Source organism: Niallia nealsonii, assembly GCF_002835805.1.
Lineage (GTDB): Bacteria > Bacillota > Bacilli > Bacillales > Cytobacillaceae > Niallia > Niallia nealsonii.
In genome coordinates this window covers 83,897-109,174 of record NZ_PISE01000027.1, presented here as the reverse complement: position 1 = coordinate 109,174, position 25,278 = coordinate 83,897, and the positions used below count along the sequence as shown (strand labels likewise).

Below are 25,278 nucleotides of genomic sequence, written 5' to 3'. Positions count from 1 at the left end.
TTTCTTATTCTGCTTTAAAAGGCTGAACCTTTACTGCACTTACTTTAAAACCTGGCATCCTGCAGGAAGGATCTAATTCCCCTCCAACCAGCTTATTGACATTCTGCGATCCACTCCAATGAATCGGAACAAAAACCGTATCTTGGCGAATTGATTCCGACCATTTGCTTCTTACCACAATCTGTCCTCTTTTAGATTCAACCTTGACTAGCTGATTATCCAAAATATTATAGGCTTGAGCTGTTTTTGGATGTATTTCTATATAAGATTCAAAATTCCGTGCAGATAAAGAAGCACTTTTTCTCGTTTGCACACCAGTTAAATACTGAGACATCACACGGCCTGTTGTTAAATATAGTGGATACTCTATGCTGACCTTTTCTTTAGGCACAACTGGTTTATTTTTGACAATAGTCATTTTGGCTTTGCCATCTTCTGTTGCAAACCCTTCTTCAAACAATCGAACAGTCCCTGGATGGCCTTCTTCTGGACATGGCCACAAAATGCCTCCTTCTCTTCTTAGGCGGTCATATGTTATACCAGAATAATCGGCAATCCCACCTTTAGATGCCTTTCGCAATTCATTAAAAATATCTTCTGCCTTTTCATAAGAAAAATGGGCACCTTTACCGAGCACATCTGCTATCTCACAAATAATTTGCCAATCATGTTTTACATTTCCTGGGCATGATTTGGAAGCTTCCCGCAAAATAACACGACCTTCTAAATTTGTCATCGTTCCTTCATCTTCCAAATAAGAAGAGGTTGGCAAAATAATATCTGCCATTTTCGCCGTTTCCGACATAAACATGTCTACCACAACAAAAAACTTTAATTTTCCTAAAGCTCTTTTAATAAAATTAGCATCAGGATTAGACATGACAGGATTAGAGCACATTAAGAACATCCCCTTAATTTCTCCTTCATCTGTTTTTTCAAACATCTCAAAGGCCGAAACTCCTTTTCGTGGAAGCTCCTTCTCTTCTACTCCCCATATATTTGCAATAAAACTTCGATGTTCTTCATTCTCAATGCTTCGGTATCCTGGCAATTGATCCGCCTTTTGCCCATGCTCTCTTGCACCTTGGCCATTTCCTTGTCCTGTAATTGCTCCATAGCCAGAGTATGGTTTGCCAATTTTTCCTGTTGCAAGAAGAATATTTAAAAAATTGCGCACAGCTGCTGTACCGTCTGTTTGCTGTTCAATTCCTCTTGCCGTTAAAATCATGCCAGATTCTTCTTTCCCAAATTTAACCCCTGCTTTTTGTATATCTTCTAATGGTACTCCTGTTAATTCAGCAATTTCTTTCAAATCAAGTGTGCTAATGTATTCTTTTACTTCAGCAAATCCATTGACCTGCTTTTCTATAAATGCTTCGTCAATTAAATTTTCTTCCAAAATAACTTTTAGCAATCCATTTGCCAATGCTGCATCGGTACCAGGACGACCTTTTAAATGCAAGTCTGCTAGTTTAGTTGTTGCTGTTTCACGAGGATCTATTGCAATAATATATGCCCCATTCTCTTTGGCTTTTTCAAAATAGGGAATAATCGTTGGCTGACACTCTGCTAAGTTTGTGCCTGCTAAAATAATGACACGAGTATAAGGTATCTCTGCTAACGAATTGGTTAATCCCCTATCCATTCCAAATGTTTGATTTGCTGCAGTAGCTGCTGCCGACATGCATAAGCGACCATTATAATCAATATATTTTGTTTCTAAAGCAACACGGGCAAACTTTCCTAATAAATACGCTTCTTCATTCGTAATCGAAGCACTCCCATATACTGATAACGCATTTTTTCCATACTCTTTTTGGATGCTGATAAAATTATCTTTAATACAATCTAAAGCTTCTTGCCATGAAATTTGGACGAATTTTCCATTTACTTTTTTTAATGGATATTTAATCCGACTATGATGCATAGCATGCTGGTGCGCATTTAAACCTTTAATGCATAAACGCCCCTCTGAAGTAGGATTATCTCTGCCTATAACAGTATACTTTTTCCTTGATACAATAGATTCTTCTACCAACTGCATTTTGCACTGCATACTGCAAAAGGGACATTGTGTGTCATATCTCTTTTCTTTCGGTGAGACTTTCTGCTGTGTTCGAAAATATTTTAATAATAATTCGGTCATAAAGACACTTCCTCTCTAGTGGCTGGAATTCCCATGGCTTAAAAATCCCCCTATTTCCTTCTAGCAATAATTCATATAAAATTTCTCTCTAAATTATCTTTTTTCTGCTTGCGATCAGCTTCCAAACGATCAATTAGCTGTGTTCGAATAGCTTTGTCAAACAAAACTTCGCGAATATGAACTAAATTGACTCTTTCCACCCATTGCCATGTTCTTTCCAGATAATTGGCTGTTTCCCGGTAGTATTGAATAAATCCTAAAATAATGTCTATTGCTTCCTTTTTCGTTCTAGCAACATATAAAAGATTTCCTGAACGATTATCTCTTCCACTGCTACCGCCTACATAAATCTCCCAGCCCCTCCCTATCTCTATAAGCCCAATATCTTTTGTAGTGGAGCCTGAATTATTATGCATACATGCAGATATTCCTATTTTCACTCGATAAGGCGTAGATAAAAATACTGTACTTTCTTCTAGCTCTACTGCTAATTGCAAGGAGTTTTCTTTAGGGCAAGAACATATATGTTCACCAATATTTGTTTTAATAGGATGCACAATGTGTCCAAAGGAAGAACTTAATTCCATGTTTAATTCATTCCAAATAGCCAATAAGTTCTCGTCTGTTATGCCCATTAAATGAATTCTTTGTTCACTAGATATGGCAATGCGATCGATTTTATATTTTTGCGCCACCTCTCCAATTATTTTCAATTGACTTCCCGTTGTGGATCCTCCATACATTTGCGGGATGATTGTATAAGTTCCATCGCTATTTCTTATGGCATTCATTTGTTCGTTAACAAAACATATATCCTGCACACTTTCGTATTCTGGATAAATCATTCCTAAATAATATTCAATAGCTGGGCTACAAACACTGCATCCATCTTTCTTCTGCCAATGGAGTGCCGCCATTACTTCTTTTACTGAGGTTAGATTTAATATCTGCATTTCATGCACTACTTCCTCTTCTGTTAAAGTAGTACAGCTGCACATTGGCTTTACTTCGACTTTTTCATCAAAATCGTCGCTTTTAATATATTCCAAAAGGTCAGCAACTAATGGTTTACAGCCGCCGCATGATCCTGATGCCTTTGTACACTGCTTAATTTCCTCTACTGTCTGTAAATCCTTCTGAACAACTGCTTCGATAATCATTCCTTTTGACACACCGTTGCAATTACAAATAATTTCACTTTGCGGCATTTTCATAAAGGCATCTTGTCCCTTGCCGCTTGTTTGGAACCATTCATTTTTTTCCTCGTTGTCGATATCCTTTTTCTTCGCTACCATATCTAGGAAATACGAAGACTTTTTTGTATCGCCAAAAAGAATAGCTCCAACAACCTTTTCCTCCTCTATAACTACTTTCTTATATATTCCATCTAATTCATCAAAAATTTTAATGGCTTTTGCCTTTTCTTCTTCATAAACTTTTCCTACTGAAAATACATCTACACCAGAAATTTTTAATTTCGTAGATAAAATGGAACTAGTATATCCATCAACAGGAATCCCGCAAATTCTTTTTGCTAGCACTTTTCCTTGTTCGTATAAAGGCTGTACTAATCCATACACAATGCCATTATGCTCTGCGCATTCTCCAACAGCATAAATATTCGGCATATTTGTTTCCATAAAATCATTTACAACAATACCTCTATTTGTTGTAATTCCGCTATTTTTGGCCAAGCTGATATTAGGAGAAACACCAACTGCCATCACCACTAAATCTGCTTTCGCAAACGTAGCATCTTTAAAGCGAATACCTTCTACACGAGTTGTTCCAACAATTTCTTCCGAGTCTTTACCTAATAGGAAATTCATGCCTTGTTCTTCAAGTTTTTGCTGCAAAAGCCTTGAAGCGGTTTGATCTAATTGTCTTTGCATTAAATAAGTGCCATTATGCACAACATCCACTTCCATGCCAAGATTAAGCAAACCTCTCGCAGCCTCAAGCCCTAATATCCCACCTCCAATTACAATTGCTTTTTTGAATTTTTTAGAAGATTCGATCATTTTTTCGCAATCTTCTATCGTTCGAAATGTCATAACTCCCGTCTTCTCTATGCCTGGGATAGGAAGAACAAAAGGATTGGACCCTGTTGCCATAATTAATTTATCGTATATGATCTTATGAGATCTATCCGTGACTACCGTTTTTTCATCTATTTCCACTTTTATAGCAGATTCACCAGAATACAAGTTAATATGATGATTTTTATACCAGTCATAATCATTTATTACAATATCGTGAAGAGAAGTATCTCCTTGCAATACAGAAGACAATTGGATTCGATTATAATTTGCATGCGGCTCACTGCCTATAATTGATACTTCAAATTTTTCAGGGTCATTTTTAATAATTTCCTCTACACATCGAACTCCAGCCATCCCATTTCCTATTACTACCAACTTTTCTTTTTTCATGGTTAAAAACCCCCTGCATTCTCAATAAAAAAATGTCTTAAATAGATACATAGCTTTCATTATTTCATACTATAAACTTTCCGAAAATAATCATGTCATATAATCTGACAATAAAAAATAAATGAGAACGCTTAACCATAGAGTATCACTACTTTTACCATTTTATAACAATTATTAATTTCTTTTTTTCTAAATATGCTGAAAAAAAAAGTAGGTTAGAAATTCTGACACAAACCTTTTCCTTCTGCAAAACCTCCCCTATAATCAAAAACATGTAATTTATTTACTTGTTTTTTACTTTAAAGTGGCAATGTTATGAATCTTCTATTTGCAAGATTTATACCTTACTTATCAAACAAAGGAGGAAATGTAAATGAAAATATCAGATTTAAGAAAGAGTGGTCATCCACCCACGCTATTATCATCCTTTTTGTATTTTGACATCAGCTTTATGATTTGGGTAATGCTTGGGGCTTTAGGTGTATTTATTTCAAAAGATTTTGGCTTATCCCCAGCAGAAAAAGGTATGATTGTTGCCATACCGACTTTAGCAGGTTCTTTCTTCCGTATTGTTATGGGAATTTTAACAGACCGCATTGGTCCGAAAAAAACAGCAACAATCGGTATGATTGTTACCATGATTCCACTTATTTGGGGATTTGCAGCAGGTAAAACTATGCCGGAGCTTTATGCTATTGGTATTTTATTAGGAGTAGCTGGTGCAAGCTTTTCTGTAGCATTGCCAATGACAAGCCGTTGGTATCCTCCACATTTGCAAGGTCTTGCAATGGGAATTGCAGGTGCAGGAAATAGTGGAACATTAATTGCTACATTATTTGGTCCGCGTTTAGCTGAACATTTTGGCTGGCATTATGTAATGGGTTTTGCTCTTATTCCTTTAGTCATTGTCTTTATTATTTTCACAATATTGGCAAAAAATGCTCCATCTCAGCCAAAACCTCAGCCAATTGCTAATTATTTTAAAGTATTTAAATATAAAGATACTTGGTTTTTCTGCTTATTATATGGTGTAACATTTGGTGGTTTTGTAGGATTAACTAGTTTCTTAAGCATTTTCTTTGTGGATGAATATAGATTATCCTCTGTACAAGCCGGTGATTTTGTTACATTGTGTGTCGCTGCTGGAAGTTTCTTTCGTCCTGTTGGGGGCTTTATTGCAGACCGTATTGGTGGGGTAAAATTACTTTCTACCCTATTTATTCTTGCAGCATTATGTATGGTTGGTGTTAGCACACTTCCTGCACTTAGCCTTGTAATTGCGATGTTATTTATCGGTATGATGTGTTTAGGAATGGGAAATGGTGCTGTATTCCAATTAGTTCCTCAACGTTTCCAAAGGGAGATAGGAATGGTAACAGGTATTGTTGGTGCAGCTGGTGGCATTGGCGGCTTCTTTTTGCCAAATATTTTAGGGACATTAAAACAAATTACAGGTACATACTCTTCTGGATTCCTAACATTTGCTTGCATCGGCTTTGTTGCCTTTGGAATTTTATGGTTGGCAAATGTTTCATGGAAGAAGACATGGAATGTAAATGAAGAAGCCATTAAATCCTAATAAAAAGAAAAACGGTGTTATGAAAAATACACCGTTTTTCTTTTTGGCTTTGTTAATGAACGAAACATCAATAGAGTTCTTTCGCAGAGCCTTCTTTTTTACAGTTTTGTATCATCTATACTATTTAACCATTGATCAATTTCTTGAATAACAGATTCTACACAGCCATCCTCAAATGGAGAGATTAAATTAGCTTCTTTTACAAGTTTTGTAAATGGAAAGCTTCCACCTAGCTGACAAAGCTTTACATAATCAGCCCATGCCCCTTCTTTATTCTCCCGCGATTTTTTCCAAAATTGGAAGGCGCAAATTTGCGCTAGCGTGTAATCAATATAATAAAAAGGAGATGTGTATATATGGGATTGACGTTGCCAAAATCCGCCACTCTCTAAATATTCATTATCATCATAATCTTTATGGGGCATATATTTTTTTTCGATGTCCCGCCATGCTTGTTTTCTCTCTTTTGGTGTGGCAGTTGGATGTTCATATACCCAATGCTGAAATTCATCAACAGAAACGCCGTAGGGAAGAAACAACAAAGCCGAGCTTAAATGAGTAAATTTATATTTATCTGTATCTTCTTTAAAAAACAAATCCATCCAAGGCCATGTAAAAAACTCCATACTCATAGAATGAATTTCCGCTGCCTCATATGTAGGCCAATAATATTCCGGCATTTCTAAATTGCGGCTGCTGAACACTTGAAACGCATGTCCTGCCTCATGTGTTAGTACATCAATATCACCGGAAGTTCCGTTAAAATTAGAAAAGATAAACGGCGCTTTATAATTTTCAATAAATGTACAATATCCTCCACCTGCTTTTCCCTTTTTCGCCACTAAATCCATTAATTGATTTTTTCTTAAATAGGAAAAGAAAGCACCTGTCTCCTCTGATAATTCATTATACATGTTTTGTCCATTTTCAATAATCCAATCCGCGTCACCCTTTGGAACAGGATTTCCAGATAGAAAATTTAATGATTCATCATAGTATTTTAATTCATCTAAAGCAATTCTTTTTTGTTGCCGTTTCTTTAATTTAGTTGCTAGCGGTACAATATATTTATGTATTTGATTCCGGAAGGTTTTTACCATTTCTGCATTATAGTCTGTTCGATACATTCGATAATAAGCCAATTCCACAAAATTTTTATAGCCTAATTTTTCTGCTATTTCAGTGCGTACTTTTACCATATCATCATAAATGCGATCTAATGTCTCTTCTTTTTCCGAAAAAAATGCAAATCGTTTTGTATTTGCTTCCTTTCTTATTTGTCGATCATTGGACTCTGTAAATGGCTCCATTTGTGCTAATGTCCGCTCCTCGCCTTCAAACATAATTTTGGCAGAAGCTAATAATTTTGTATACTCTGTCGACAGTTTATTTTCTTGCTGCAATAGTGGTACCACTTCATCAGAAAAAACTTTTAATTGGGCTTCTGCTAATGCAAAAAGCTGTTTTCCTAATTTTTGTTCCAGTTCTTTACGAAATGTAGACTGTGTTAGTTCCTTATAATATTTTGTAACTAGACCTTCAAATTCAGGTGAAACTTCGTCTAAGTAGTCTTGTTCTTTTTGATAATATTCATCATTCGTATCCACTGAATGGCGGATATAACATATATTGGACATTGTTGAGATATCATTGCGAAGATGGTTAAGTTTTTCGATGAGTGATAGTTGCATTTCCTCATCTTTCGCCTCTTTGAATTGTTGTAAAAGAACATCAAACGCGGTAGTTACTTCTTTCCTATCTGGCCTTTTATATGCATATTCAGAAAACTTCATGCTTTATCCCCTTCCCATTTCTAATAGGTAAAACTTCGATATTAAACAAAGCGTCAGTAACGCTGCTACGATGAACAACGCAACATTCTTGTTACAGCATTTTTGCTGGAATAAGCTACTAACCTATCTATTAAACATCAAACCCTTGCATTCCTGCTTTCCTTGCTTTATATGTAAAATACATAGATTTAATGATAAAAAGGCTTTGTTAAGAACCGAAAAAATAAAGTTCTGTAACAGAGCCTACAAAAAAATGGCCTATAATCGCCATTTCTTATCTTTTTTATTTATTTGCTGCCGATATTCCAAGTTTTTTTACAAGTTCAATAACTGTCTCCTTTTCCTCACTCGATAATTCTGTCATGAGTTCATGAATGCGTGCTTCATGTGTTGGAAAAATAGATTCAATCATTTCTTTCCCTGTTTCTGTAATTTGTGCAAATGTAACCCTGCGATCTGTTGGACAGGCCACTCTTTTTAAATAGCCTTTTTCCTCCAATTTATCCACAACATATGTAATGCTTCCACTTGCTAATAATATTTTTCCACCAATTTGCTGCAAAGGCTGATCTCCTTTATGATACAAAAGTTCCATTACTGCAAACTCTGTCGGATTCAGACCATATGTTTGAATTAATTTATTTACATTTTCATTAATCGAACGGTATGCTCGTGAAAGTACAATAAATAGTTTTAATGACTGATTAATCTCTTCTTTACTCATTTGTAGTCCATTCCTTTTATCTAGTATAAAATATCTTGAATTCAAATCAATTATACTTATTTTCCACAATTTTGTCAATTATTCATTATATTCAAACACCCAATTATAAAATTATCTCAATTGTACTTCTAATGATACATGATATAATAAATAGTAATTAAAAAGGTAACTTTTCATTAGATGGAGATTATAAAATGAAAAACAAAATAAAGAAAATATTATTTTATCTTCTTATCACCATCATCCCTGTCATAATATCTGGATGTCTATATGCAAATAAAATAGTAAATGGTGAATTACTGCAGCAAAAAAATGCAGCAAAATGGACTGGGACCATTCATCAAAAGCAATGGGACTCTTTTATGAATAAAACAGTAACTTCCTTAAATGTATTAAGTATTTCCATTGAAACAAATAAAGATTCCATGAAAAATATAGAAAAGCTGCTTCGTAAAGTAGTTAATGAAGAACCTGCATATGGAGGACTATATTTGCTGGATAGTTCTGGAGAAACCATTACTGGATCTACTGATACCTATGACCATATTTCCATTAAAATGAATCATGCCAGCTATATTCAGGAAGCAATTAGAACAAAAGATATTGTTATTAGCGACCAACAAGAAATTTTAAACAATGGACAAAAAGTCATTGGACTGGCAAAACCAGTTATAAAGGATAATAATCAATCAGATTTTATTCTTGTTGCATATTTGCGAATTGACTATCTATTAAATATCATGAAAATTATTACGCCAAAGGAAAACATTGCAATTGTAAATGCAAATGATGAAATAGTTTTAAGCATGAATTCTTATATTTCCTCTAAAGATGATTCCATCTCGCTGCCAATTGACCGGCTTCCTTGGCAAATAAAAGTAGGCATACAAGATATAAATACAAAAAAGATTATGGAAAAAACTTTAGTATTTATTATTTTCTGTCTAGTTTGTTCTCATCTTTTATATTTATTGCTGCAATTTTACTTATTTAAGAAGCGATTACAAATAGAGAAAAAACAAAATGAAATCCAAAAGCTAGAGCTAGTTGGAAATTTGGCTGCTAGTTCTGCACATGAGATTCGCAATCCACTTACTGGCATTAAAGGGCTTATCCAATTATTAAGTGAAAAGTATAAATCAGAGGAAGACCAGCTGTATTTTTCCATTATTCAAACAGAAATAACAAGGATTAATGAAATTGTCAGCCAATTTTTATTCCTTGGCAAACCAACTGCACTAAAAAAACAAAACATTAATCTTCAGCAAATCATTCATGAGCTAAAGCCTTTAATTGTTTCAGAAGGAAACTTAAATAACGTAGAATGTCGCTTTACTATTCCGGAAAAAAATATCCCAATAGTTTGTACAGCAGATCAAATGAAACAAGTCATTTTAAATACTACCAAAAACGCCTTTGAAGCCATGACCGGAGGAGGCATCTTAACATTTACCATTTTTGAGCATGCTGGAAAAGTTACGATTTCTATTAAAGATTCTGGAGTTGGCATCCCCCCATCTCAATTAAAAAAGTTATTTCAGCCTTTTTATACTTCCAAAGATACTGGAACAGGACTTGGCCTTATTGTTTGTAAGCGAATTATTCAATCTTTTCATGGGGAAATCTATATAACAAGCAAAGAAAACATTGGCACAAAAGTAGAAATTGTTCTGCCAATCGCCGCAAGCTAAAAATTATTTCTATCCATTCAACTCCCCCATGCATTTGCTTTATGGGGATTTTTTTCATTTTCATCTACTTTTGATTCATGTATATGCTGATTATTCTTATGTTGCGACTATATTAATGGAAGGGTATAGAATAGGATGCAAGGCGTATTTAGCAAATCTTTTCTGCCGCCCATTTATATGGATGAGGTAAAATAATCGATGTTGACTTCACTTTTATTTATTAAAAATAAAAAATTCCTTTTGCTTTTTGATGACAGCTACTAACTATGTATGTTATCTATTTATCTCTTCTAAAGGAATTTTTAAAAAATAGAGACAAGTTTTTCAAACTGTATCCTACTAAACGTTTTTCTTCTTATTATAGCACTTTAGAATAATTATTTTGTTTATATACTAAATATCTAGACCAAACAATCGATGTTTTCTTTTTACATTTTCTCACAAAAGTTCTTTTCTGATTGCTTTGCCGAAAAGCAAGTTGATATTGGATAATTAATTTATCTAGTTCTTGACTATGCTTTATTGTTTCCTCGCTTGTATAACCCGTTTCTTTTGCAGATTGAATCATTGCCTCCCTTTTTTGTTGAATTTTTTTCATCATTTCTTTTTTTACACCATGCACTTCCATTTCCTCCTAGTCTATTGAAAAAATACTAATTTTTATCCTCTATTCAGCAAGCAGCAAAATCTCGATCTAAAAGGCCATTACTAGATATAAAAAGCCCTAAGTGGAGAAAACTTGTCCGTACAGCCTAATAGAAAGAACACAAACTGAAAAAAATCTCATTTATTGAGTTTTACTTTATCGGCATAAAATTAGCTTACTTGATGAATTATTGCAAGAAATTATATAAAAGTAAATAGATTCGCAATATTAGACATTTTTTTTGAAAAAATAGGTATATAGAACTACTATTGATGTTAATTAATCTGACTTTCGACAAAACCCATCATATTTATAACAAAAAGATAATATATCCATTTTTTCTTATAGGTATTAATTCCTAATTTTTTATTTAACTCTGTAATCATACTTCTAGTTTAGGTTCTCTTCATAACTATTGTAGAGTAAACAATTATTGATTATTTAAATAGATTTTCTATATAACTTAAATAAAAAAGAAGAGCAAATTAAACAATAGTAATTTGCTCTTCTTTTTTATATGATAAAATGTACCACTTGATTATTATGTAAATAACGGCATTTTTTTTAGTCTATTTACTGCCTCTATCAAACGTTCTTCTGAGGTTAATAAACCTGCACGCACATATCCTTCCCCATATTCCCCAAATCCTATTCCTGGTGCAACAGCAATATGGGCTTTCTCTAACAAATAATCAGAAAACTGTTCCGATGTAAAACCTTCAGGAACTTTTAGCCAAGCAAAAAATGATCCTGCTGGTGCTTTTACATTCCAGCCTATTTCTTTTAAACCATCAACAAACACATTTCTTCTCTTTTCATATAATGTATTTAGTTCTTGGACACATGCAAGAGAGCTTGTTAATGCAGTTGCAGCGGCCTCTTGCACCGCCCCAAATAAACTAACATATAGATGATCCTGATACAAATTAAGTGCAGAAACTACACTAGGATTGCCGACAGCAAAACCAACACGCCAGCCTGCCATATTAAAAGTTTTCGATAACGTATAAATCTCAACTCCTATTTCTTTAGCACCAGGCGTCTGCAGAAAACTAATTGGTTTTCTGCCATCAAATCCAATTGCTCCATAAGCAAAATCATGAACGATGCAGATATCATTATCTTTGCTAATTTGAACAGTTTTTTGAAAGAAATCTTCCGTAGCAATAGCGCCTGTCGGATTATTAGGATAATTTAAAAACATTAGCTTCGCTTTTTGTAAAATATCATCCGGTATTTTCTCATAATCTGGCAAAAAAGCATTTTCTTCTAGCAAGGGCATTTTAGCCATAACAGCACTTGCCATAGCAACACCGGATAAATAATCAGGATATCCTGGATCTGGCACTAATACTGTATCCCCTGGATTTAACAGACATTGTGGTATCTCCACTAATCCTGCTTTTCCTCCAAATAGAACAGCTACTTCTGTTTTAGGATTAAGATTTACTCCATATTCTTTTTGATAAAATGCTGCGATTGCTTCTTTTATATAATCGTATCCCGTAAAAGGAGAATATTTATGATTTAGCGGATTATCTGCTGCTTTTTGCAAACTTTGCACAATATGAGGGGGGGTAGGCTGATCCGGATTCCCTTGCCCTAAATTGATTATATCAAACCCTTTATCTGCATATTTAGATACTTTTGACACCAGGGAAGCAAAAAACTGTTCTGGCAAACTTTTTAAAATATTCGATTGTTCATAAATTTTCATTTTTCCACCTACTTTTATTTAATATAGCCGATGTTCTAACTATCTTCTTTAAAATTCAACTCTGTTAAACTTGCCTGTTTGATTGCAGCGAGAGGTGTTCGCTTTTCTAAGCAGGAGTCTCTCACCCGCTCCAATCAACAAAATGTCAAAATCAACAGTACGTGTTAACATAACTTGAAATTTAAAAGAAGCCTGTTTAGACACAGTAAATGGACAATTGTTTTCATTTATCCTTTTAGAAAATTAACCGTAAAAATCGGATAGAAAAGAACATAAACTATATCATCCACGTCTTGCAGCAACATCAGTATGACCTTATATTCTATCAATCAGTGGGAATTAAACTCCCCCACTGATTGATACTTTCACTTTATTGCAAGCAGCATTTATAAAATTTTATTAATGAAAATATTCAATAATCTCTCGTTTTATGTTATAACGAATAAATGAGTCTGTAAATAATAATCGAAAAAATAATACACTTCCGAACGATAGAGTTATTCAAAGGGCACTGTATTAATGAGATCGTTGATAAAAATGATTTTAGATTTACCCTCGAAAATAAACGGAGCAGAAAACTATTCATATGGAATATAAATTAGGAGGAAGATAGATATGCCTTTAACAATCAGCATCATTCAAATGGACATTGCTTTTGGGGAGCCGAAAAAAAACTTTCTTATAGCAGAACAAAAAATAAACGAGACTTGCAGCGGCGAAAAAATAGATATCATTGTCCTTCCTGAATTATGGACAACAGGATATGATTTAACACGACTTGATGAAATCGCCGATAAGGATGCAGAAAATACAATTGCCTTTTTAAAAAGAATGGCCATTTCCTACAATGTTCATTTAGTAGGAGGATCTGTCGCAAATAAAAAGAAAAATGGTGTTTTTAACACATTGATTATCGTAAATAATAAAGGCGAATTAATTCATACCTACGATAAATTACACCTATTTCAACTAATGGATGAACATCTATATTTACAAAGCGGTTCTGCAGAAGGATTATTCTCTTTAGAAGATCATCTCTTTGCTGGAATGATTTGCTATGATATTCGCTTTCCTGAATGGATTCGTACTCATAGCACTAAAGGGGCAGAAGCAATCTTTGTAGTAGCCGAATGGCCATTGCCTCGTTTAGCTCATTGGAAATCTTTATTAATTGCCCGTGCCATTGAAAATCAATGCTATGTTATTGCCTGCAACCGGGCAGGATCTGATCCTAATAATATATTTGCAGGCCATAGCATGATTATCGATCCTTGGGGAGAGATCCTAGTGGAGGCCACTCAAAACACAAGTACTATCTGCGGTACCATTGATATGCAAAAAGTAAAAGAAGTTCGCAAAATGATTCCCATTTTCGCTGACCGTAAACCTGAATTTTATTCATAAACTGAAAATGTAACGGTGGAGCAAATAAAAAACCACCGTTACTTTAGCCACATCTCTTCTGGATTGAGTTCATATTGATTTTTTTCTCTATACATAAAATGATTGGTAATAAATTCTCTTCTAATTGTTGCATAATCATCAAAAAACTGAATGATATATTCATTAATCTCTGTTTCCTTATATTTTTTCCCTGCCTTTAATCCCTTGATCATATAGCGAAATACGACTAATTTCTTTTTCCTTTGAGCCGGAATATTTTTCAATTTTCCATCTGGAGTAAAAAAAATTTGAATAATTGCCATTTCTTCATCGCTAGATACATCCATTTCTGTATGCCCTTGATTTTTTTCCATCAAATTGCTTAAAGCTTCTAGTTGCTGCTTCATTATGGATTTATTTAAATAAAAATAAATTGTATTTTTATCTCTTCTTTCATATACCACATTAATTTCCCTCAGCTTTTTTAAATGATGAGTAATCGTCGGGGCAGACAATCCTAATTTCCCTGCAAGTGCTTGTCCATTCCATGATTTATTTGCTAATAAAGCAATGATTTTTATTCTTGTTGGATCACCAATTGTTTTATGAAAATTGACTATTCTGTCTAACTGCATACATAGCCTCCTATATTAGATATATATCTAATTAGATAGTAATAAAAATAGTATTTTTTATCAACTGGCTATTTTTATATAAAAAATAGACCTTAAAAAAGGTCTATTCAATCTAGTGACAAAACCCGCGGCTACTAAGTTTTTATAGAGAGAAAATAAGTCAAGCTATTTATGAGCAGCTATACACAAAGGCAATTTATTTCCTCTTATTAAAAAATACACTAAAAATAGATTGTCTTAAAATTGAATAGAACCATACAATCCAATACCAGTAACATATCCATCCATTTCAACTATTATTACTTCCATTATGTTTTGGAATATAAATATGAAATGCAGTTCCAACTCCCTCTTCTGACTCTATTTCCATTTTCCCTTTATGATCCTCAATTATTCGCTTGCAAACCATCAAGCCGAGCCCTGTTCCTTTTTCCTTTGTTGTAAAAAATGGTTCACCTAATCTTGCAACTAATTCCTTACTAATCCCATTTCCATTATCTTGTATCATAATATGGCAGCTATCTTCCGTTTCAGTTAATTCAACTTGTATTTGTCCACCATTTTCCAGCACTTCTATCCCATTTTTTACAATATTAATAAATACTTTTTTCATTTGATTTGGATCACAATAAATTTCTAACTGAGACTTCTGATATTTTTTTTCAATTTGGACACTAAATAAAACCGCCTGTGCTTGTAACAGTTCCAGCGTTTCATCCATTATTTTCGTTACATCACATTTAATGTATTGAACATCTTTTGGTTTTGCCAAAAGCAAAAATTCATTGATAATCATTTCAATTCTATTTAGTTCTGTTTTGATAACAGAAAAGTACATTTTGTGCTTATCCGACTTGGATTCATTTTCTAACAGTTGAATAAACCCTTTTAAGGCTGTCATCGGATTTCTTATTTCATGAGCGATTCCAGCAGCAAGTTCTCCTATCACATTAAGAGTAGAGGATTTTCTAAGCTGCTCCTCTAGCACTGCATTTTCTGTAATATCTCTTAATGTAGTAATACTTAAACCAGAATAAATATTATATTTATTTTTGAATTCAAACTGGCTCCATTCGTTCTGATTGATTGCTGCTGTATATAAACCGCGATTTTGTTCCCCGTCCTTTAAAGTTAAAAGCATTGGTTTGATATCTTCTGCCACCGACTTTCCATTTGGAAGAACATCAAGTAAACTCATGTCTGTCATTTCCTCTTTTGGCCTCAGCAAGATTCGTTCAGCTGCTCTATTCATATCAACAATACGAAATGCTTCATCCCAAACAATAATTCCATCAAATGCTTCTTCAAAAACATTCTTTAGCATAGTTTTGCTTTCACGAAGATCCATTTCCATTTTATACCGCTCAGAAGTATTCCGAAATATACTCATATGCATCCCTTCAACAGAATGCAGCTTTGTTGTAAACTCCAACAATTTTTTTTGGCCATTTGGCATAAGGAACATAAGCTCTTCTCGGTTAGATTTATGTTTGTACAACTGTTTAATCATCGAAACATATTTTTCATCTTTTTGGTAAACATAATCACTAATTTTAGTTTGCATTAATTCTTCGTATGTACTTTCAAATATGCGCAATGCAGACTCATTAGCTGCTATAATCTCTCCTGTTTCCTTCCATAATACAATGCCATCAAGGGCTTCCGTAAAAAACTCATTATAAAGCAATTTCTCTTTTTGCTTTTTTTGATGTTCCAGAAAATAGCTTGTCACATTCCTTACTATTGCAACAAACGCATCTTCGTCTGGAAGCTTGCCTGCTGAAATTTCGTAAAACACTTCATTTTGCTGATATTTCAGCGGGAACAAATATCTGCTATGTTTTTTCGATTCGTTTATTTCAACTAAATATTCTCTTGCTTTTTCTCGATATTCACGAGGAAGAAAATGAGTAATATTTCTACCGATAATTTTATCTTTGTCTAGGCGAAATGCGGTACAAATCATATCGTTTACGTCTAAAATAACGCCAGACGGATGAAGAATCAATATACCATCCTTAGCAGCAAAAAATGCTGCCTTAATTCGTTTATCTAATTGCTTCTCTTCTGTTAAAGCATTTCTTAAATATAGATTCTCTTGTTCAAGATCACTTAGTTTCCTTTGCAACTGCTGTAATTCTTCTATATAAGATACACCTGTCACTGCTAAGCCTCCTTGAAAAAACATAGTAATACATAATTCTACAAAGTTATGAAAATACCTTTCCTTCTTGATGAAAAACCATGTTAAATTTCTTTGTTCTCTAGCACGATTAAAAACAGGAGCCATTTTACTAACTATTAAGGTAAAAATAAAGAAGTTTCCCACTATTTTTCCTCTGAATCCATATTGCTTCTAAAAAAGTGGTTCTTCCATTATATTAGCATTTGTTTTGTATGAAAATTCAGTTTACTTCCTCTCTATAAATATATCATATACCGCGCTTCGCTTACATTTATATTTCACTTAATAATATTTATAAACCTTTTTGTTTATATTCTAACTAAGGAATCTGTTAATTTTGGCTTAAAAGTGTTTGCTTTCCTTTTTAAAAATAAAACAGGCAAAAAAATACTAATTATTTTTTCACCTGTTTTTATTTTTAAGACTAATGAGCCTGTTTTATTTTTTGGAACCTTTATATGCTTCTATTTTTTTATTGGCTTGCACATCATAAAATTTACTCCCATTTACATCTCCAAACTCCATGCCAAACTCTACATTTGCTGCTTCTTGTTTTTGTTTATTTTTTTTATTTGCCATGTCATTTCCCCTCTCTTCCATGTTTAGCATTTCGATTAGCGCCTTTTATGGGATTTTCTCCATGCATAAATTCAGCAGAAAATTCTGTTTCTGCTACATTTTTTTTAGGAGTTTTACTATACTTTTCAACTGCATCAAACTTTGCTTTACGTTTAACCATATTAATCAACTCCTCTTTGTTTTTTACATGTTTAGTGTCTGTCTGAAATAAAAAGCTATGCCCGCCATTTTTTGCTATTCGCAAAGACCAAGGAATTAGGAAGCTAAAAAAGCAAAGGAATGATCCTTTGCTTCTTTAGCCTATAATAATTCTTTCTTTCGGATAATGATAATTATCTTTTTTCTCTTTGCCGCCAATAATAAAAATAAAAGAGGTTAATCCAATTCTTCCAATAAACATAAGAATAATAATAACAACTTTCCCAACTATCGATAAATCAGGAGTTAACCCTAGAGATAAACCAGTTGTTCCAAAGGCAGAACAGACTTCAAAAACGATATTAATTAACGGAGCCTTTTCTGTTATCGATAAAATAATAATGGATACAATACATAAACCACTTGCTAAAATAGTAACAACAAGGGATTTAATGACATCATCTTCATGGATTTCTCGTTTGAAAATTTTAATGTTCCTGTTGCCTTTAGCAAAATGGTAAATAAACATAATATTTAACGCTAATGTAGTGGTTCGTATTCCACCACCTACAGAACTTGGAGAAGCTCCAACAAACATTAAAAAACAAAAAATTAATAAAGTAGGCACCGAATAATCATTTAAATCCATCGTCGACAATCCGCCACTTCTTGTAGAAGCGGAATGAAAAAAAGCATTAAAAAATATTTTATGCCAAACCATTCCGGAAAAATAATGATTCCACTCTAAAAGGATAACAACCACTGTGCCAAACACAAGCAGTATCCCAAAGGTGAGCGACGTTAATTTCGTAAATAAGGAAAACCTAAATGTCTGAAGATTATTTTTAGGAAACAAGTATTTTTTTACTTCTATTAATACAGGAAAACCAATGGCACCTAATGTAATCAAAATAATATGTACCAGTTGAATAAAATAATCATCAGCATACGGAGCCAGGGAAGCCCCTGTTAAATCTAGCCCTCCATTTGTGGTTGCACTAATGGATGCAAATAATCCATGCCAAAATGCTTCTGTCCAAGTTGGATAGTAATTGCGCATCTGCAGTCCTAAAATAAGAGCACCAATCGCCTCAATAATGATAATTAATTTAATGATTTCCCTAATTAAATTAACTAAGCCAGATAAATTCGATTGATTATGATCGAGCATAATCAATTGTCTTTCCTTTAAACCAATTTTTTTGCGGAGCAACATCCAAAAAAAGGTGCCTAGTGTCATCACTCCGATGCCGCCAAATTGCAAAATAAACATTAAAATAAAGATACCGAATGTACTATATGTTTCAGAAATATTAATGACTGTTAAACCTGTTACACTAACTGCACTTACCGCAGTAAAGACTGTATCCGCAAATGAAACAGATACACCTTTTTGATGAACTCCCGGTAAACATAGTAATAAAACTGAAACGCTGACCGCTAATAAATAATACCCTGTAATAATTTGTGCAGGTGTAAATTTATTTAACAAATCCTTAAGCGTTTTCCACATTTAAACAAATCCTTTCCATTTTTACTATTCTATCATATAAGCATTTGTTGAAATTTCAAAGCATTTTTTCTTTTCGGGATAGCTGTATTTTTTCATGTCCATAAAAGAAAACTTCAATCAGCCGAAGCTTTCCCAATTCTCATTAATTGTTCGTTTACCCAACGGGGCTTGCTTATACAGGTAAGTTTATATCCACCTAAAATCCGTATGCGATTTCCTAATCTTGATGAAGTTCAAGTTAAAAGCCCATTGCTACAGGATAAAGCATTATTGTTATTATCCTAATATCTCCCTAATTCGAAATCTTTACCACTAATGAAAAGCTGATAAACCTCCATACTATAAATACAGATAAATTGAAGATTTCATAAACGATTTTTCACCTGAAATAAATTTACCTGTAATATATTTTAAAGGAGAATACAATAATGGCTACAACAAACAAACTTTTAGTACCTGGAATAGAACAATATTTAGATAGTGTAAAATATGAAATTGCTCAAGAATTTGGTGTGCAGCTAGGATCAGATACGGTGGCACGATCAAATGGATCTGTGGGTGGCGAAATCACAAAAAGACTAGTTCAACAAGCGCAAGCAGAACTTGCTGGAAACAATCAATAACTCTTCTTTTTTACCTTATGTTACCCTTTCTTTCTATTTTTATAAATGCATGCTTATATGTTACAGAGTATTATCGATAGAACAATGTTTGGTTCATTCTTTTTTTACAAATGGCTGTATTAAAACTAATATTTGATTTTTATAAGCTGTTAGTCAAATTGGTAGGTGGAAATTTCCTGTGGAAAAGCCGATACAGAAGAAACTCTAAAGTGCTCGTTTAATGGAAAGCGAACACCTGAAGTAAAAATCAACAGCCAAGTTTAACAAAATCTTGCGAATCAACCAAACATCATTAAAATTCTTTTACAAACATAAAAAAGGAAATTCCTCTGCATTATCTGAGGAATTTCCTTTTTTATTTACCCAATAAAGTGAAACTTTAATCAGCCTCTTACTCAGCAAGTTTCTACCTATCGAGATTTCTCGGTTTCTCTCAGAATCCCTTAGGTAATGGTCAAAAGCTCGTTAATGTGTGAAATAGATTAGCCCTGTTCCACACTTTTTGCCTTTCTGCCAGATAAAATATATCCTCCAACAGCTATAATAATCAAAACAGCCCAGAAAATTAGCTTCCAACCTTTTGATTCTGGAAAATGTTCATCAAGCAAGCCTACTTCAGGATGAGCTAATGTAAATACTGCCAATTTAACTCCAACCCAACCAACAATCATAAAAGCAGCTGTTTCTAATGTTGGCCTTGTATGAAGTATCTTTACAAACCAGTTTGCAGCAAATCGCATAATAATGAGGCCAATGATCCCGCCAAGCAACATAACAGTAAATTGCCCTCCGTCAATTCCTCCAACAGTAAACCAGCCAGTCGGCGTCAACGTAATGGCTAAAGCAACAGCCGCCAGCATAGAGTCAATCGCAAAAGCAATGTCTGCTAATTCTACTTTTAATACGGTCATCCAAAAAGAAGAATGTTTTCTTTTTACTTCTTTGTCTTTCTTTTTTTTGTGGGCAAACTTTCCATAAAGATTGTGAATTGCAATAAACAGCAAATACAATGCTCCTAATGCTTGAACTTGCCAAACATCTGCTAAAATAGAAATCATAAATAATGTCGCAAATCGGAAAATAAAGGCTCCAAATAATCCGTAAAACAATGCCTTTTTTTGTTGTTCGGCTGGCAAATGTTTTACCATAACAGCCATAACAACCGCATTATCTGCAGCTAATATTCCTTCTAATCCGATTAATACTAACAACACCCATCCATATTCTAATAACATACCTGCATCCATAAATTTTATCTCCTCCTATTCAATTATTTGTATACCCTGTTGACAATAATCTATCTCCGCTTTTTCTTTAGTATGTACAAAAATGCGCAAAAAAGACCTTTGCCAACAGGCAAAGGTCTTGCTAAGCACTTAAATGCCAATAAAGCCGATGGTAACAAAACCACGAAATGACGACTTTATTTTAGGTTACCCTAAAAGCTACTCCCCTTTGAGGACATATACAAATTTATATATTTATTATATACAAATTCGAATATTTTGCCAATCTTTTTTTCACTTGATTCCCGCTTGTTTATTTTTACGCAGGTACTTAAATTATTTATATTTAAATTATTGCTCTATCAAAAAAAGATTTCCCCTAAAACAATTACTCATTTTGCACTCTTTTTTTTCTTATATAAAGCAAAATATATTTAATAATATACCCACTGACTATTCCTGGAATTAAAAACAGCATGGGCAAAAAAATAGGGCCTACTAAAACATGAAATATTTCTAACTCCGTGGAATACATCACCCCAATAGTTACAAAATAGGCAGAAAAAACAAAAGGCAAAAACGCATATTCATCTTCTCTATCCATCACCGCTTTATATGCATCCCACATCGCAAACATATAAAGACAGGGATAAAACATAATCCATTGGAAATCAAGAACCTTGATTGCTTCATCTATATTCCATAAAAAACTTTGCATGATGGCCTGGTTAAAATTGCTCTGAACGTTGATAATAAATTCTAATACAATAAACAATGTACCTTTCCAATATTTTTTCATCAACAATTGGCTGAATCCTGGAAGTGCAATACTCCACATAATTGCTTCTAATCTACTTTGCCCCTGCATCGGTATCACCATCATCTAATTTCTCTATCTTCTTTATTCCATTTTTAGCTAAATCTATCTTTTTTATTCAACTAGAAACAAAATGTAAAAAAGAGGAAACGATAACAAACGTTATCTAGAAACAATATATAAAAAAGAGCTGGTTACAGCTCTTAAATAATTTGGGATAAAAACGCCTTTGTTCGTTCATGTTTTGGATTATCGAAAATATCATCTGGTTTCCCCATCTCTACAATTTCTCCTTTATCAAACAAAACGATACGATCGGCCACTTGACGGGCAAATCCCATTTCATGTGTTACAACAAGCATGGTCATTCCTGATTCTGCCAAGGTTTTCATAACATCTAACACTTCTTTTACCATTTCAGGATCCAGAGCGGAGGTAGGTTCATCAAACAGCATAATTTTGGGCTGCATCGCTAATGCTCTTGCAATAGCCACACGCTGTTGCTGTCCGCCAGATAACTGCCCTGGATATTTATTTGCTTGTTCTGGAATTCCTACTCTCTCTAACAGCTCTTTTGCAATTTGTTCCGCTTTAGATTTTTTCCATTTTCTTACCCAAATTGGAGCTAAAGATATATTTTTTAAAATCGTCATATGGGGAAATAAGTTAAACGATTGAAACACCATTCCAGTTTCTTTACGGATCTCTTCTATATTTTTTAAATCATCCGTCAAAGCAATTTTGTCAACACTGATTTCTCCTTTTTGAAATTCCTCCAATGCATTGATTGTCCGAATAAAAGTAGATTTTCCTGATCCTGATGGACCTAATATAACAATAACTTCGCCTTGTTTTACTGTTAAATCTACATCTTTTAAAACATGATGGTCTCCGTACCATTTATTTAAATTCGTGACTTTTATAATATCTTCTCTATTTTCAAGCGGTGTCGCCAACTTTTCAACTGAAAATACACTATTCATATTTATTCCCTCCCCTTATCGTTTACCTACACCTAAAGATGCTTCTAATTGTTTGCTGACATGTGACATTAAAAAACAGAAGATAAAGTAGAAAAACGCTACAAAGATATATATTTCTAAATATTTGCCAAGATACTCTGGATTTGCAGCAATTTTTTTGCCTATACCTAGAAAATCTGTTAAACCAATTACCGCTACTAAAGATGTATCTTTAAAAATAGAGATAAATTGACCAACCATTGCTGGTATCACTGCTTTTAATGCTTGAGGCAAAATAACAAACACCATTAATTTTATATTATTTAAACCTAATGCTTGCGCTGCTTCAAACTGACCCCGAGGGATAGATTGCAGCCCCCCACGGATATTTTCTGCTAAATATGCGGCACTAAATAAAGTGAAAGCAATCATTGCCCGAAGTACATTATCCAATTGAATCTCACTGCCGACAAAAAGAGGCAATAATAGCTGACCAATAAACAGTACCATAATCAAAGGCATTCCTCGTATAATCTCAATATAGACAATGCAGCTGTACTTAATAATCGGCAATTTGCTTCTTCTCCCAACAGCAAGGAGCAAACCTATTGGAAAAGAGCAAACAATGGCAACATTTGCTAATATTAATGTTAATAAAAAACCTCCCCAAACATTTGTGCTTACAGGCTCTAAAATGCCAAAACCATTTAAAACCCCAATAGTGACAGGCAGATACAAAATCCATAATACAAGCGTCAGTATTTTAAAGACATGGGCTGCTTTTCGGCCAATAAAATAGAAGGCAGCCATAAGGGCAATGCTTATAAATAAATTCACTTTTGAGTTGCCTTCTGTATAAGGCATTATGCCAAAAACAAGTAAGAGTACACCTATAGTGATTGCTACATGGCCAATTATTCCTCTCCATAACCCCCATGAAAGTCCAAGAAGGGCAGAAATAAACAGCACACCAACCCAGACTCGCCAAATTTCTTCTTGGGGAAACTGACCAATCATTAATAAACGAAAATTATTTGTCACAACTTCCCAATCGCTCGTAAAAATAAAATGAAAAACTTTCGAAAGAATGTAGATGGAAAAGATTAATGCCACAACGGTCAGTAGCGTATTTTTCCAATCTTTAAATAAATTATTTTTTAGCCAATCAAGAATAGTTTTCTCCTTTTTCGGCTTTGATGACAAAATTTGTTCACTGTTAGTTAATTGAATATTATCCAATTCGCTTCCCTACCTTTCCACCAATTGGAATTTTTTATTAAAGAAATTCATAAACAGTGATGTGGTTAAACTAAAGAATAAATACACTGCAATCATGATAAATATAGTTTCAATTGTATGTCCTGTCTGATTAATAACGGTATTGCCAATTCCGACAATATCCTGATATGCAACCGCCATTGCCAAACTGGAATTTTTTATTAAATTTAAATACTGGCTTGTTAAGGGAGGAATAATAATCCGAATAGCCTGCGGAAAAATAATTAGACGCAATGATGTCGAACCGTTAAACCCAAGAGCTTTAGCTGCTTCTGTTTGCCCCTTTGGCACGCCCATAATTCCTCCTCGAACTATTTCTGCAATAAACGTCGATGTATAAATCGATAAAGCAATCAAAACAGACAAAAATCCAATGGATAAAGTTGTACCTCCAACAAACGCGCCATTTTGTACAGCAGGCGCTGTAAAATGAACAGGTCCACTTCCAATAGCGATAAACATTAATAAACATCCTGCCGTAAAGCTTGCGATACTAATAATAAAAGGATAGGCATTTTTTCCTGTTTCTATTTCTTTTTTCATTAATAATTTATATAAAACAATTGCTGCGATGACTAATACAGCTAGGATAATCAACCAAATTCCTGTAGTGGAGTGGACCTGAAACCAAGGTATGGCCGTTCCTCTATTGGAAAAATAAAAAGGACCAACATGCAGCGCTTCCTGAATTTTCGGCATTGGCAAAAATACAGCAAAGTTCCAAATGAAAATTTGCACTAATAATGGAGTGTTTCGGAATACTTCCACATATACAGTAGCTAATTTTTTAACCATCCAGTTATTGGATAAACGAGAAATACCAACGACAATACCTAGTATAGAAGCAATAATAATTCCAAAAAACGAAACTTTAAACGTATTTAATAACCCTACAAATAGTGCCCTTATATAAGGATCGTCGGGCGAATAGGAGATTAACGACTCTGCAATAGGGAAGGATGCTTTTAATTGCAAATAATCCAGCCCCAATTTTAGCCCAATCTGTTCTAATCCATACAGCATATTGGTAATCATAAAATATAAGGCAAAACCTACAACAATAACGAAGATTGCCTGCAAAATAATGGGCACTGCTTTTCTATTTCTCCAAATTGGAGTGGAAGTAGTTTGTTTATCCAACTTGAGCGTCACCTCTTCATTAAAAGAATAGACCTGCTAAAAAGCGCCTATTAGCAGGTCTTAAATATATT

General features: G+C 33.8%; 20 protein-coding genes. 4 read left to right on the top strand and 16 right to left on the bottom strand.

The annotated features are described in order from the left end of the window. Window positions 1–4 precede the first annotated feature (4 nt). Entirely contained in the window at window positions 5–2,146 is a 2,142-nt protein-coding gene (nasC, locus tag CWS01_RS13295) for an assimilatory nitrate reductase catalytic subunit NasC (RefSeq protein WP_101177689.1), read from the bottom strand. Window positions 2,147–2,217: 71 nt separating this feature from the next. Further along, window positions 2,218–4,578 carry a nitrite reductase large subunit NirB gene (gene nirB / locus CWS01_RS13290; protein ID WP_101177688.1) on the bottom strand — a complete coding sequence of 787 codons (2,361 nt, stop codon included), beginning with the start codon at window positions 4,576–4,578 and terminating at the stop codon, window positions 2,218–2,220. A 373-nt stretch (window positions 4,579–4,951) separates the two neighbouring features. Here nirB and CWS01_RS13285 point away from each other — a divergent pair, with 373 nt between their 5' ends. After that, entirely contained in the window at window positions 4,952–6,157 is a 1,206-nt protein-coding gene (locus CWS01_RS13285) for a nitrate/nitrite transporter (RefSeq protein WP_101177687.1), read from the top strand. Window positions 6,158–6,255: 98 nt separating this feature from the next. On the opposite strand, the gene CWS01_RS13280 is transcribed toward CWS01_RS13285, so the two are convergent. Both CWS01_RS13280 and CWS01_RS13275 read right to left on the bottom strand, forming a co-directional pair. Continuing rightward, entirely contained in the window at window positions 6,256–7,950 is a 1,695-nt protein-coding gene (locus tag CWS01_RS13280; protein WP_101177686.1) for a M3 family oligoendopeptidase, read from the bottom strand. Window positions 7,951–8,233: 283 nt separating this feature from the next. Continuing rightward, a complete protein-coding gene (locus CWS01_RS13275) occupies window positions 8,234–8,674 on the bottom strand; it encodes a MarR family winged helix-turn-helix transcriptional regulator (RefSeq protein WP_101177685.1) in 441 nt (146 codons plus the stop codon). Window positions 8,675–8,868: 194 nt separating this feature from the next. Between CWS01_RS13275 and CWS01_RS13270 the strand changes: the two genes are divergently transcribed. Then, on the top strand, window positions 8,869–10,365 hold the full coding sequence (locus tag CWS01_RS13270) for a PAS domain-containing sensor histidine kinase (RefSeq protein ID WP_101177684.1): 1,497 nt from the start codon (window positions 8,869–8,871) through the stop codon (window positions 10,363–10,365). A 358-nt stretch (window positions 10,366–10,723) separates the two neighbouring features. On the opposite strand, the gene CWS01_RS13265 is transcribed toward CWS01_RS13270, so the two are convergent. Both CWS01_RS13265 and CWS01_RS13260 read right to left on the bottom strand, forming a co-directional pair. Further along, window positions 10,724–10,987, bottom strand: coding sequence for an aspartyl-phosphate phosphatase Spo0E family protein (locus CWS01_RS13265; protein ID WP_235852057.1), 264 nt, complete (start codon window positions 10,985–10,987; stop codon window positions 10,724–10,726). Window positions 10,988–11,552: 565 nt separating this feature from the next. Then, window positions 11,553–12,728, bottom strand: coding sequence for a pyridoxal phosphate-dependent aminotransferase (locus tag CWS01_RS13260; RefSeq protein WP_101177682.1), 1,176 nt, complete (start codon window positions 12,726–12,728; stop codon window positions 11,553–11,555). Between the two features lie 615 nt (window positions 12,729–13,343). Between CWS01_RS13260 and CWS01_RS13255 the strand changes: the two genes are divergently transcribed. Next, the gene (locus CWS01_RS13255; protein WP_101177681.1) at window positions 13,344–14,132 is read left to right on the top strand and encodes a carbon-nitrogen family hydrolase; all 789 of its coding nucleotides are present in this window, start codon (window positions 13,344–13,346) and stop codon (window positions 14,130–14,132) included. A 38-nt stretch (window positions 14,133–14,170) separates the two neighbouring features. Here the strand turns inward: CWS01_RS13255 and CWS01_RS13250 are convergent, their stop codons facing one another. From CWS01_RS13250 to CWS01_RS13240, 5 genes are all read right to left on the bottom strand, one after another. Further along, window positions 14,171–14,746 carry a DUF2087 domain-containing protein gene (locus tag CWS01_RS13250; RefSeq protein WP_101177680.1) on the bottom strand — a complete coding sequence of 192 codons (576 nt, stop codon included), beginning with the start codon at window positions 14,744–14,746 and terminating at the stop codon, window positions 14,171–14,173. 289 nt (window positions 14,747–15,035) lie between these two features. After that, window positions 15,036–16,910: a PAS domain-containing sensor histidine kinase gene (locus CWS01_RS13245; RefSeq protein ID WP_101177696.1), complete on the bottom strand. Its 1,875-nt coding sequence runs from the start codon at window positions 16,908–16,910 to the stop codon at window positions 15,036–15,038. A 459-nt stretch (window positions 16,911–17,369) separates the two neighbouring features. Further along, complete coding sequence (locus CWS01_RS22680; RefSeq protein WP_168714397.1) at window positions 17,370–17,510, bottom strand: hypothetical protein; 141 nt, start codon at window positions 17,508–17,510, stop codon at window positions 17,370–17,372. Between the two features lies 1 nt (window position 17,511). Further along, window positions 17,512–17,670: a hypothetical protein gene (locus CWS01_RS22675; protein WP_168714396.1), complete on the bottom strand. Its 159-nt coding sequence runs from the start codon at window positions 17,668–17,670 to the stop codon at window positions 17,512–17,514. Window positions 17,671–17,805: 135 nt separating this feature from the next. Continuing rightward, window positions 17,806–19,161 (bottom strand): TrkH family potassium uptake protein, encoded by a 1,356-nt coding sequence (locus CWS01_RS13240; protein WP_101177679.1) that lies wholly within the window; start codon window positions 19,159–19,161, stop codon window positions 17,806–17,808. 428 nt (window positions 19,162–19,589) lie between these two features. Here CWS01_RS13240 and CWS01_RS13235 point away from each other — a divergent pair, with 428 nt between their 5' ends. Continuing rightward, window positions 19,590–19,784: an alpha/beta-type small acid-soluble spore protein gene (locus CWS01_RS13235; protein WP_101177678.1), complete on the top strand. Its 195-nt coding sequence runs from the start codon at window positions 19,590–19,592 to the stop codon at window positions 19,782–19,784. 482 nt (window positions 19,785–20,266) lie between these two features. On the opposite strand, the gene CWS01_RS13230 is transcribed toward CWS01_RS13235, so the two are convergent. From CWS01_RS13230 to CWS01_RS13210, 5 genes are all read right to left on the bottom strand, one after another. Continuing rightward, window positions 20,267–21,031, bottom strand: coding sequence for a TerC family protein (locus tag CWS01_RS13230; protein WP_101177677.1), 765 nt, complete (start codon window positions 21,029–21,031; stop codon window positions 20,267–20,269). 367 nt (window positions 21,032–21,398) lie between these two features. Continuing rightward, window positions 21,399–21,878 carry a hypothetical protein gene (locus CWS01_RS13225; protein ID WP_101177676.1) on the bottom strand — a complete coding sequence of 160 codons (480 nt, stop codon included), beginning with the start codon at window positions 21,876–21,878 and terminating at the stop codon, window positions 21,399–21,401. Between the two features lie 152 nt (window positions 21,879–22,030). After that, the gene (locus tag CWS01_RS13220; RefSeq protein WP_101177675.1) at window positions 22,031–22,810 is read right to left on the bottom strand and encodes an amino acid ABC transporter ATP-binding protein; all 780 of its coding nucleotides are present in this window, start codon (window positions 22,808–22,810) and stop codon (window positions 22,031–22,033) included. A 15-nt stretch (window positions 22,811–22,825) separates the two neighbouring features. Beyond that, the gene (locus tag CWS01_RS13215) at window positions 22,826–24,028 is read right to left on the bottom strand and encodes an amino acid ABC transporter permease (RefSeq protein ID WP_101177674.1); all 1,203 of its coding nucleotides are present in this window, start codon (window positions 24,026–24,028) and stop codon (window positions 22,826–22,828) included. A gap of 9 nt (window positions 24,029–24,037) precedes the next feature. Continuing rightward, window positions 24,038–25,207 carry an amino acid ABC transporter permease gene (locus CWS01_RS13210; RefSeq protein ID WP_101177673.1) on the bottom strand — a complete coding sequence of 390 codons (1,170 nt, stop codon included), beginning with the start codon at window positions 25,205–25,207 and terminating at the stop codon, window positions 24,038–24,040. Window positions 25,208–25,278: the final 71 nt, after the last annotated feature.

Excerpts from the sequence above, each read along its gene's own strand:
- nasC (WP_101177689.1), bottom strand. The coding sequence starts at position 2,146 with ATGACCGAATTATTATTAAAATATTTTCGAACACAGCAGAAAGTCTCA.
- nirB (WP_101177688.1), bottom strand. The coding sequence starts at position 4,578 with ATGAAAAAAGAAAAGTTGGTAGTAATAGGAAATGGGATGGCTGGAGTT.
- CWS01_RS13285 (WP_101177687.1), top strand. The coding sequence starts at position 4,952 with ATGAAAATATCAGATTTAAGAAAGAGTGGTCATCCACCCACGCTATTA.
- CWS01_RS13280 (WP_101177686.1), bottom strand. The coding sequence starts at position 7,950 with ATGAAGTTTTCTGAATATGCATATAAAAGGCCAGATAGGAAAGAAGTA.
- CWS01_RS13275 (WP_101177685.1), bottom strand. The coding sequence starts at position 8,674 with ATGAGTAAAGAAGAGATTAATCAGTCATTAAAACTATTTATTGTACTT.
- CWS01_RS13270 (WP_101177684.1), top strand. The coding sequence starts at position 8,869 with ATGAAAAACAAAATAAAGAAAATATTATTTTATCTTCTTATCACCATC.
- CWS01_RS13260 (WP_101177682.1), bottom strand. The coding sequence starts at position 12,728 with ATGAAAATTTATGAACAATCGAATATTTTAAAAAGTTTGCCAGAACAG.
- CWS01_RS13255 (WP_101177681.1), top strand. The coding sequence starts at position 13,344 with ATGCCTTTAACAATCAGCATCATTCAAATGGACATTGCTTTTGGGGAG.
- CWS01_RS13250 (WP_101177680.1), bottom strand. The coding sequence starts at position 14,746 with ATGCAGTTAGACAGAATAGTCAATTTTCATAAAACAATTGGTGATCCA.
- CWS01_RS22680 (WP_168714397.1), bottom strand. The coding sequence starts at position 17,510 with ATGGCAAATAAAAAAAATAAACAAAAACAAGAAGCAGCAAATGTAGAG.
- CWS01_RS22675 (WP_168714396.1), bottom strand. The coding sequence starts at position 17,670 with ATGGTTAAACGTAAAGCAAAGTTTGATGCAGTTGAAAAGTATAGTAAA.
- CWS01_RS13240 (WP_101177679.1), bottom strand. The coding sequence starts at position 19,161 with ATGTGGAAAACGCTTAAGGATTTGTTAAATAAATTTACACCTGCACAA.
- CWS01_RS13235 (WP_101177678.1), top strand. The coding sequence starts at position 19,590 with ATGGCTACAACAAACAAACTTTTAGTACCTGGAATAGAACAATATTTA.
- CWS01_RS13230 (WP_101177677.1), bottom strand. The coding sequence starts at position 21,031 with ATGGATGCAGGTATGTTATTAGAATATGGATGGGTGTTGTTAGTATTA.
- CWS01_RS13225 (WP_101177676.1), bottom strand. The coding sequence starts at position 21,878 with ATGCAGGGGCAAAGTAGATTAGAAGCAATTATGTGGAGTATTGCACTT.
- CWS01_RS13220 (WP_101177675.1), bottom strand. The coding sequence starts at position 22,810 with ATGAATAGTGTATTTTCAGTTGAAAAGTTGGCGACACCGCTTGAAAAT.